At 59.9% G+C, this 9,819-nt stretch carries 7 protein-coding genes; 2 read left to right on the top strand and 5 right to left on the bottom strand.

Features of this window, described 5'->3' with window-relative positions; genetic code table 11:
• Positions 1-80: 80 nt before the first annotated feature.
• Together hutH and guaB are read left to right on the top strand one after the other, a co-directional pair.
• On the top strand, positions 81-1,610 hold the full coding sequence (gene hutH / locus NUW13_15710; protein MCR4440456.1) for a histidine ammonia-lyase: 1,530 nt from the start codon (positions 81-83) through the stop codon (positions 1,608-1,610).
• 26 nt (positions 1,611-1,636) lie between these two features.
• Positions 1,637-3,106 (top strand): IMP dehydrogenase, encoded by a 1,470-nt coding sequence (gene guaB / locus NUW13_15715; protein ID MCR4440457.1) that lies wholly within the window; start codon positions 1,637-1,639, stop codon positions 3,104-3,106.
• A 106-nt stretch (positions 3,107-3,212) separates the two neighbouring features.
• On the opposite strand, the gene rpsT is transcribed toward guaB, so the two are convergent.
• From rpsT to NUW13_15740, 5 genes are all read right to left on the bottom strand, one after another.
• Complete coding sequence (rpsT, locus tag NUW13_15720; GenBank protein ID MCR4440458.1) at positions 3,213-3,467, bottom strand: 30S ribosomal protein S20; 255 nt, start codon at positions 3,465-3,467, stop codon at positions 3,213-3,215.
• 849 nt (positions 3,468-4,316) lie between these two features.
• Positions 4,317-5,720, bottom strand: a complete 1,404-nt coding sequence (locus NUW13_15725) for a hypothetical protein (protein MCR4440459.1) — start codon at positions 5,718-5,720, stop codon at positions 4,317-4,319.
• 125 nt (positions 5,721-5,845) lie between these two features.
• The gene (locus tag NUW13_15730; protein MCR4440460.1) at positions 5,846-6,289 is read right to left on the bottom strand and encodes a G8 domain-containing protein; all 444 of its coding nucleotides are present in this window, start codon (positions 6,287-6,289) and stop codon (positions 5,846-5,848) included.
• Positions 6,290-6,624: 335 nt separating this feature from the next.
• Positions 6,625-8,340, bottom strand: a complete 1,716-nt coding sequence (locus NUW13_15735) for a hypothetical protein (GenBank protein MCR4440461.1) — start codon at positions 8,338-8,340, stop codon at positions 6,625-6,627.
• A 585-nt stretch (positions 8,341-8,925) separates the two neighbouring features.
• On the bottom strand, positions 8,926-9,363 hold the full coding sequence (locus NUW13_15740; GenBank protein ID MCR4440462.1) for a hypothetical protein: 438 nt from the start codon (positions 9,361-9,363) through the stop codon (positions 8,926-8,928).
• Positions 9,364-9,819 lie beyond the last annotated feature (456 nt).

The following is a 9,819-nucleotide window of genomic DNA, read 5'->3' on the forward strand; positions in this document are numbered from 1 at the left end:
AACAAGTTGATTATTTGGCAAATATTCCCTACTATTTGCCCACGAATGCGGAAAGACACCCAATACAGCCAACCACTTGTATGACCCCGGTGGTGGAACTCGACGGTGGCTCCCTCACTTTAGAGGCGCTCTGGGAAGTGGCTCACGGCCGTGGGTCGCTGGCCCTTGCCCCCTCGGCGATAGCGCGCATGGATTCGTCCAGGCGGTGCATCGAGGCGGCCATCGCACGCCACAGCGTGCTCTACGGGGTGACCACCGGTTTTGGCAAACTGAGTACGGTCACCATTCCCGTTGACGAAATCGAGCGCTTGCAGTACAACCTTCTCCTGAGCCATGCCACAGGTACGGGGGACCCATTGCCTGCCGCCACCGTGCGGGCCATACTGGCGCTCAAGGCAAATGCGCTGGCGAAGGGTCTCTCAGGCTGTCGCCGCGAGGTGGCACAGACGCTGATCGACATGGCAAATCGGGGAGTGCTGCCGGTCATTCCCGAGAAAGGTTCGGTGGGGGCATCTGGCGACTTGGCGCCGCTGGCGCACATGGCACTGGTGCTCATCGGCGAGGGGGAGGCGTTCTATGAGGGGAGGCGGCTGCCTGGCGGCGCTGCTATGGCCGAAGCCGGAATTGCGCCGCTCCGTTTGGCGGCTAAGGAGGGGCTGGCCCTCATCAACGGCACCCAGGTGATGACCGCCATCCTGGCCTTGGCGACGGTGGAATTCGAGCAACTCCTCAAAGTGGCCGACATCGCTGCGGCCATTTCTGTGGAGGCGATGCTGGGCACTGCCACCGCCTTTGACGAGCGCATCCACAGAGCAAGGGGCCTGGCCGGGCAGATGACCTCCGCTGGCAACATTAGGCGCTTGCTGCAGGGCAGCCCCATTGTCGCCTCCCACCGCCAATGTCACAAGGTCCAGGACCAGTACAGCCTGCGCTGCGTGCCGCAGGTGCATGGGGCGGCGCGCGAGGCAGCCGGTTTCGTGCGCGATATCGTCAGCACGGAGCTCAACGCCGCAACCGACAACCCACTGGTCTTTGCGGAGGACGAGGCGGTGCTTTCCGGTGGCAATTTTCATGGACAGCCCATCGCGCTGGCTGCCGACACCCTGGCGATCGCTGCGGCGCAATTGGCCAACATCGCCGAACGCCGTACCCACGACCTCCTCGATCCTGCCGCTAGCGGTCTGCCTGCCTTCCTGGCTGCGCAACCGGGACTGAACTCTGGCTTGATGATTGCCCAGGTCACCGCTGCCAGCCTGGTCTCCGAAAACAAGGTGCTCGCCCACCCCGCGTCGGTGGATTCGATTCCCACCTCGGCAAACCAGGAGAACTTTGTGAGCATGGGCACCTGGGCGGCGCGTAAGGCTGCCGAGGTGGTGGGCAATTGTCGGCATGTGCTGGCCATCGAGCTTCTCTGCGGCTGCCAGGCCTTGGACCTTCGCCAGCCGTTGCAACCGGGACCAGGAACCGGTGCCGTGCATGCGGTGCTGCGGCAGCACGTGCCCACGCTGCGCGAGGATCGGCTGCTCCATCGCGACATCGAGACGGTGAAGGCGCTTATCGCCGATGGCAGCCTCGTGGCCGCCGCCGAGGCAGCGGTTGGACCACTGTGAAGATGACGCTCACTATGGAGAATTCTATGCCTGAGAAGATCCTCTATGAAGGCCTTACCTTTGATGATGTTCTCTTGATCCCCGCCCGCTCCGAGGTCCTGCCTCGCCAGGTGGACACCAGGACGCGTTTCTCCCGTCACCTGGAGCTCAACATCCCCTTAGTGAGTGCTGCCATGGATACCGTCACCGAAGGCAACATGGGGATCGCCATCGCGCGGGAGGGCGGCATCGGCATCATCCACAAGAACATGTCCATCGAAGATCAGGCGGCGGAGGTGGACAAGGTGAAACGCTACGAGAGCGGCATGATCCTCCACCCCATTACCTTAGCGCCGGATCGCAAGGTGTCCGAAGCGGTAGAGCTCATGCAACGGTTTCGCATCTCCGGTGTGCCGATAGTGGACGGCGAGCGGATAGTGGGCATCCTCACCAATCGCGACCTGCGCTTTGAGACCGACCTCTCCCAGCCGGTGCATCGGGTGATGACCAAAGAGCCTTTGATCACCGCGCCCCCTGGCACTACGCTCGACGAGGCCGAGCGCATCTTGCGCAAGCACAAGGTGGAGAAGCTGCTCATCGTGGATGAGGAGAACCGCCTGCGAGGGCTGATCACCGTCAAGGATATTCTGAGCAGGAAACGGTACCCGAATGCTGCCAAGGACGAACACGGACGCTTGCGCGTGGGTGCAGCCGTAGGCGTGGCCTCCGACACCATGGAGCGCGCCGCGGCGCTGCTGGCGGCCGGTGCCGATGTGCTGGTGGTGGATACGGCCCATGGCCATTCTATGGGTGTCATCACCACGGTGCGCAGGCTCAGGGAGGAGTTCCCGCAGGCAGAGATTGTCGCCGGTAACGTGGCTACCCGGGAAGGAGCCCAAGCTTTGATTGACGCCGGCGTGGATGCGGTGAAGGTGGGCATCGGCCCGGGTTCCATCTGCACGACGCGTGTGGTAGCGGGCGTGGGCGTACCGCAGCTCACGGCCATCATGCAGTGCGCAGAGGTGTGCCAACGACACGGCGTGCCGTTGATCGCGGATGGCGGCATCAAGCAGACCGGTGACATTGCCAAGGCCATAGGCGCAGGTGCCGACAGTGTCATGTTGGGCAACCTGCTGGCCGGTACGGAGGAAAGCCCGGGAGAGGTGGTGTTTCTTGAGGGGCGAAGCTACAAGGTCTACCGCGCCATGGGCTCACTTTCTGCCATGCGCGGGGGCCGTGGCGATCGTTACTTCCAGGAAGGGGTGCGGGATGTGAAAAAGTTGGTTCCCGAGGGGATCGAGGGGCGCGTGCCCTATCGTGGCAAGGTCAGCGACTGCATCTACCAGATGGTGGGAGGTCTGCGCGCCGCCATGGGCTACTGCGGCACGCGGACCATCGCCGAATTGAAAGAGAATGCCCGCTTCGTGCGGATTACCAATGCGGGATTGCGCGAGAGCCATCCCCACGATGTGATCATCACCACCGAGGCCCCTAACTATAATCTGCCGCACGGGTAGCCCTTCCTGGCCAGGGACAAAATGATAACGGGCGCCTCAGACCACGTCGGGATTAGGGGGGTTACCGGCAATGGCATCGGCGCCCGTTAGAGGCTCATGAGTGCTCTCAGGCTAAGGCGTTGACCCTCCGCGCCAAGCGCGACTTGGCATTTGCCGCCTTGTTCTTGTAGATGATGCCCCGCAGGGCCAGCTTGTCCAATAGCGAGCACGCCTGCCGATATGCTTGCTCGGCTGAGGCTTTATCTGCTGCTGCCCGTACCTTTTTGATGGCCGTGCGCATCATGGAGCGGTAATGTCGGTTTGCGGCCGCAGCCTTTGCACTGGTGCGAATACGTTTGAATGCTGAACGATGATGTGCCATACTTCCTGCCTGTCAACTCCTTCCAATTTTGCAGGCCAAATATATAAGAATCTCTGACGAAAATCAAGCGATTAATTTCTCGATGCTGCGTGCATATTTTGGCCTGAGCTCCTTGACTGCAGGCGGCCGTACGGAGCGGAGGCGCTAAGCTCAGAGGCTCCCGGCACAGCCTGTCCCCAAAGGGGGCCGGGGGGGTTCGCCATGGCGGTCCGCGAGATCGTCAGCGCCGGCGTTGCGAGTTGCTCGACCCCGCAAGCGCCGTTTTTCGGCACGATGGCGCACAGGAACTGGCGTTGGCCCTTCGTTATCCGCCTGCACACACCCGCTCCTGCCCGACGTCATTTTGGCGCCACAAACTGGCGTCGCTATCCCTCGCAGGGCTACCGGAAATGGGCCGGCGAGTTCGCTTCGGCGTTGACGGCCGCAAGGTCGGTGGTGCTCTTGAGATCCGGCGTGAGGGCCCCACTCAGAGGCGCCGGAGTTCTTGCCTTGGTGCCCCCGTCGATTCAGTGTGGCTCTCGTGCTTTTCGCAGCTTGTTAGAACCAGCCTCATAGGAAGAGCCTCGTTCTATTTCTCAACTTCGTTACAGGCACATCCCCAGTGTCCTTCACCATCCCGGTCCAAATGCATCAACAAGACCGCACTTCGCTTCGGTCATAGGAATGCCCGTCTGCAGCTCACAGAGTATCCCACCCGCCGGGCTTATCCCATAGAAAGGTCTGGAGCGGGGACGAGATTCTGCTGCATTCACCGCATTGAGACGCGCGCGTGTCCTCAGTAAAAGGCATCGCAACAAAGGCCGCGGCGTGGCAAGAAAGCGAGCCTCAAGTCGGCCCCGCTCCCAGCTTCTACGTCACCAGCAGCATTTTCTGCACCGCCTGAAAGTCTCTCATGCGGATTTGATAGAAATAGACCCCCGATGGTAGGCCGTGGGCCTGGAAGCGGAGGCGGTAGACGCCCGGCTCGTGCAGCGCATCCGTCAGGCGTGCGACCGTCGTCCCGCGCAGGTCAATGACATCCAGGACAACACGGCAGCGGTCCTTCACATGATACTCGATGGTGGTTTCCGGGTTGAAGGGGTTTGGGTGGTTGTGCCGCAAGTCGAATGATGCCGGCACGACGGTTCTTTCCCCTTGGACTGAGGAAGGACCGGCATGCACCGTTGCGGTACCGGACACGCCGGAGCTCTGATCATTGCACGTGACGACAAAACTGCCTTCCTGCGTCGCGGTGAAGAGTCCGGTGGAGTCGATTACCCCGCCTGTCGCCGTCCATACGGCGGGAAAATTGAGGGTATCCTCATCCGCGTTCATGCCCACCGCCGTAAACTGTTGTTGCTGGCCGGCGGTGGTGGCGCCGACAAAGGAACCGTCGATTGTCAGGGTCACGCTGACGGTGTCCGTTGTACCGCGCGCCGTATTGGGTGGAATGGTGAACGGAACGTCGAGGCTGTCGACGCCAAAAGGCGCCAGCTTTTCCGTGCTGTCGGAAAAAGCCGCGGCCCAACCGAATTTGGAAGCCACAGAGTAATGAATGCGTTTTGCAGCCAGGCTGACATTCCACAGGCGTAACGGCAGGGAATGGTTCGTACCGGAAAAACCGCTGCCGTCGGGCAGGAAGGCACGCGCCCCTCGAATAGTCGTGTCCGCCGGAAAGACGGCGACCGGCCCGAAAAAGATGCCCTGCAATTTCCACTGCTCGGATGGGATGACACGGTTACTGAAAATCCGCTTGCTGAAGCCCCCGGAAATCGGCTGAAAGGCGGTGGTGCGGGTGAAATCGAGGGTGCCGTCGGCCGTGGTATTGAAATCAACTCCGCTGAACAGGCCGATGCCGACGCCTTGTGTGATGGCGACGTCGATCAGCCGGCCATAGACCCGCAGCGTGTCGGCCACGATCATTGTGCCTGATTCGGGCGCAATGAGAATGGTATCTGCGCGGAGGGTGACGCTGTTAAGGTTGTGCTGCTGCAAAGAGTGCTTACCTAAGCCGCTCGTCTGCCCGATATTGCCGTGGTTGGTCACTTTTTGGCCATTGATTTCCACGCTCCCATTGCTCAGAGTACCGGTTCCGGCCGCAATAGTCCTTCGGTTGATGAAGTTTTTTGTGGAAACAATCACATTACCGCCGACGGAACTAGGCCCCAAACCCATGCCGCCTATGACCCCACAGAGCGGGTGAATCATCCCCGCATCGGCATAAATCGCTATCGAGCTAACAAAAGGCGACTCAGCGCCCTTGATGGTACTCATATCCGCCATTTGGAAACTGTAGGTTGATATGGTTATATTTACCCCGCTCATTACTCCGCCAAATAGGTTGCATTGCCCTACGCAAAACTGGAAATGGCCCTGCAAAATCTGGCCGCCTTGGTTATTCAAGATAATGCCATTACGGTCGGCCGAATCATTGTTGGGGCAATACTAAAGCTACACTCAAAATTGGAGGCTCCACGAATCTCGCCTTCGTTGCTTATACCTAGCTGCTCAGTTGTTTGAGACAATGGTCTGATGCAAAAGTCGCCGCTATAGTAGATGCTGCCTGACTTTCTTACAGTTAGTTCTTCTACATTGAGTTTATTGTCTTTTTCGGCCATCAATCTTCCTACGACCGTAATCGCCTTAACCGCAACATTAGTTGGAAGAACGCACGTTTTGTCCACCGGAATAATGACGTGATCTGATTTCGCCGGCACATTGCCATTACTCCAATTAGCCGGATTGTTCCACTTACCGTGGCCGCCGGCGTTGGTAAAGTAGATGTCGGCCTTTACGAGAGATGCAAAGAAAAGAGCCGAAAGAACAATGCACCGCTTGCTCATGACATGCCCTCCTTGGTTGGGATATTCGAGACTATGATCATGAACTCCCAGAAATGTTCGTTGCGAGTGTCCGACCTGCCGGCGCCCAGGATAAAGGCTTTTGCGGTCATGGTCAGCAGACCCGGCGCACCGCCAGTGATCACCTTTACCGGCAGAGAAAGCAAGTCGGCGCGCGAGCATGCTTGTTGCACCGGATGGCGCGCGCACGGATCCCTCCTCTCATGGTTCCCTCCATCAGTCCGTGGTCACAGCCAATGGTCTAATTCCATGGCCTTCCTTGGGTATGACCAAGCGTTGAAGAACGCGCGTCACTTGCGGCAGCAGGAGCATGTTCTTTACCGGCACGCTCGTGCCACCACCGACACGATTCTTACTTTTCTCAAGGTCGACCTCCATGGAAGTACTGCATTGCTCGCCCGCCTGCTGCGGCGACATAGGAACTGGGCTCGGGAATCGTCGAGGTCCCGTGGTAAAGAGAGGCAAATATGTCGTACTGTTCGGCCTCGGCGCCGTATCGAGGCAAGCAGGAATTGGTTCTGCTGAGCTGCATAGGCGATAGCCGGGTAGAACCTCATCCCTTCACTTGGCTCGGAACAGGCAATGGGGGTGTTGACAACCTGCGAGGCGAGCGGCCCGGCGCTCTCATCGATCAGCGCAAGAAGCCAGTCCTCCGGCAAATTACGCAGGCGCTGGCCGAAGACATCCGACTGCGGGACCTGCCAACTGGGATCGGCGCCCCAGGACTCGTCCCATGGGGTGGGGCGCCAGTCGTTCCAAGCGACGAGTAAGGTGCCGTCCAGTTGATTACAGCCGATTTGGTTGAACTCCTGATTGCAAGGACCGGTGTAGATCGGAGAGTCCTCCCAGGTCTTCCACGCTGCCGGATCTCGGGGAGGGTCTCCTTGCTCATCCAGCAGGGCGACGGCATGGAGCGAGTCCGCTTCGCGTTCAGGCTTCAACCCCATGCGGAAGGCGGTGGCATCCGGAAAAGAGCCGAGGCGCTGCCCAAGATCTCCGGAATAGCCATGATGTTCCGTCCACACGACCAGGCACTCAGGCAGGGGATTGCTATGGCGACGCGGGTGGAGTTCTGGCATCTCACACGTGTCGTCGTTGGCGGCGACAAGCGGCGAGCCGCAAAAAGAGCTCATTGCCCCTTTGGCTTGGGTTGCGATGAAAGTGCCGCCCCTATCGCGAACGCTCATGGGGAACTCGGGCAGCCATGGGGTACCCGCGTGAACGTAGCCTTTCGCACAGCACCAGCGCACGCCAGCCTTCCCCAAGTGCCCAGGCGAACCGCTGTGCGGCCGTCGAGGCACTCCCGGCATTTCCGACGTGGAGTTTAAGAAAAAGCAGCGGCCAAAGACCACCGGCCACTCGTGGCTCTCCGGCGTGTGCAGGCCAAGGCAGGATGCGTCCGGCGTCAGTTCACCCGCCTCCCCGGAAAAGGCAAAGGGCGTGGAGGACCGGGTGTGGGCGAAATCACCAGGGGGGAACAGCGCAGCATCTTCGTTGAGCAGCCTCCCGTACACGTTCCAGTTGACGCTCCAACTCCACTGGTCTACGGTTGCTCTGCGCTCCTCGTCCCACACGCAACAGATGGTCCCCCTGGTTCTGTTGGAGGACAGACGTGGATGGAACTGACCGCTTTCGTGATTACCGATACCCAACTCTCCCCTGGCCAGCGATCGCGGAGTGGCAATCTTATTGCCCTGCGCGTCGAGCAATAGGCCGGAGATATCTGTTTTGCTCGCGCGCTCATCCTCCAAGGCGGTTATGAACCTCTTGCTCTTGGCAAGGCACCCCGCGTCGGGAAAGAAGAGGGCGTTGCTTCCGTCATTGACGACCTGGCAAGGCTCCGCGGAAGCGCCATTCTCGTCGACGAATCGGCCCAACACCGAGTAACCCCCACTAATCGCACGCCAGACCACCAGCCATCGCGGCTGGAGGACATCGTATGCTGTGGTCGGCTGGTCCTGCCTGTTCTGGTCCGAGACCACCGGCACTTGCTTGACCAGCTGGATGTTGGTCTGCCGGTCGAAATGTGCCATGGGCGCTTTTCGCCGCTTGCCGACAAGCGAGGATTGCCGGGGTTGTGCCTCCCCGATGCATTCACCCTTGGTGCTCCGCAGTCGGCTGAGGCGATCGGCAAATGTGTTGTCAATATGGATGGGGGCAAGGCCGAACGATCCTTCCCAAATGCCAGGCAAGGCAGAGGGTTGCCAGGGTTCACGGACCGCTCCTGCGGGTAGCTCAGGGTCCACGGCCACCTGATCGCCCCTCCGGAGATCGAAACCGCCCAGCTGGGTTTGCGCCGTCGCAGAGAGAGAAAGGGTCCGGGGATCGGGCAACGGGCGTTTAGCGGCATGGGTGGAGGCTAATTGCGTCTTGGAGTCCCAGCTACGCAGAACCAGGATGCTATCGCCTTGCACCTGGACGAGGATGAGAGACTTCTGCGCCGCGGGGGGCACGCCGTACCCGACTGCGCTTTGGCCAGCCTGGCGCCAGAGTTGTTCGGTGCAATCAAGGAAATAGTCGCAGATGAACCTGGGGGTCCAATGCCCACAGCCGCCAGAGGTAGAGGTAATGTCGGTAGGGAGCTCTGAGTACTGCGTGTCGTTGTGCGCCGCGACCGTCTACAGCGCTTTGGCATGCTCCTTCTTAAAGGTCCGCGTGAAGTCGGCTTCGTAGTATTCCCCGTCGAGGATCGTAAAGGCGGTGTCGAATCCTTCAGCGGCCCTGCCTGTGTAGAGTGTTTCGCAGTACCACTTTCCTATGCGGAGTCGCGCCGGCAAAGTGCGCAACCGCGTGCCGACGTGGAGCGCGGTGGTTTTCAGGGTTTCCTCCACTGGACAGGGTCTGGCGACCGTTCCTTGCCCGATTGCACTTCTTGTTTCGCTAAACCCAGGCAGTGAAAAGCCCTCTTGCCGCACCACCGCATAAGTGCAAGATAACCCAAGCACGCCCGGCTTCGTGGTAGCCCTGGCAACAGTTTCGGGATAATTGCCGTTTGCTTGAGCGGGGACATGGAAGCGCCGTAGCGCGGTGTAGAAAGTCACCACAGATGGCGACATCTTCATCTCGGGGCGAGCACCCAGGAAGAAGGGCCGACAACTGTACTGCCCGCGCCATGGAGGTACTGCTTTGATGAGCGAGCGAAAAGACATGGCCAAAAGTGGCTATCGTCTTCCTGCCGGCAATAGGCGATCGCCGGGCGCTAACACCACACGTGCCTCGGTCAGCTGTTTCGTCCTGGGGAAACGGTGAATGACTTGAGGTGGTCCGGCTACGCCTTCTCCTTTCTCATGGCGTAGCGCAAGGTGCGAAGCAGGCCACAAAGAGGTCGGAGATCCCTGGCGCCCTCAGTGGAGGGATTGTCGCTACACTGCCCCAGCTGCCTGCTCGGTGCCCTGAGGCTTGTTAGTGCAAATTTAACCCACAAGCGAAAGTCAAGGACAAAGTTTGCAATTGCTGCAGGGACCAGGCAAAACCTTCCCACCTTGGTGAGGTGATCCGTGAGGTGATCAGGG

The organism is candidate division KSB1 bacterium, from assembly GCA_024655945.1.
Lineage (GTDB): Bacteria > Zhuqueibacterota > Zhuqueibacteria > JANLFK01 > Oleimicrobiaceae > Oleimicrobium.

Bases quoted from the DNA above. Each gene is read 5' to 3' on its own strand.
- NUW13_15725 (MCR4440459.1), bottom strand. From the start codon at position 5,720: ATGAGTACCATCAAGGGCGCTGAGTCGCCTTTTGTTAGCTCGATAGCG.
- hutH (MCR4440456.1), top strand. From the start codon at position 81: ATGACCCCGGTGGTGGAACTCGACGGTGGCTCCCTCACTTTAGAGGCG.
- NUW13_15740 (MCR4440462.1), bottom strand. From the start codon at position 9,363: ATGTCGCCATCTGTGGTGACTTTCTACACCGCGCTACGGCGCTTCCAT.
- rpsT (MCR4440458.1), bottom strand. From the start codon at position 3,467: ATGGCACATCATCGTTCAGCATTCAAACGTATTCGCACCAGTGCAAAG.
- NUW13_15735 (MCR4440461.1), bottom strand. From the start codon at position 8,340: ATGGCACATTTCGACCGGCAGACCAACATCCAGCTGGTCAAGCAAGTG.
- guaB (MCR4440457.1), top strand. From the start codon at position 1,637: ATGCCTGAGAAGATCCTCTATGAAGGCCTTACCTTTGATGATGTTCTC.
- NUW13_15730 (MCR4440460.1), bottom strand. From the start codon at position 6,289: ATGAGCAAGCGGTGCATTGTTCTTTCGGCTCTTTTCTTTGCATCTCTC.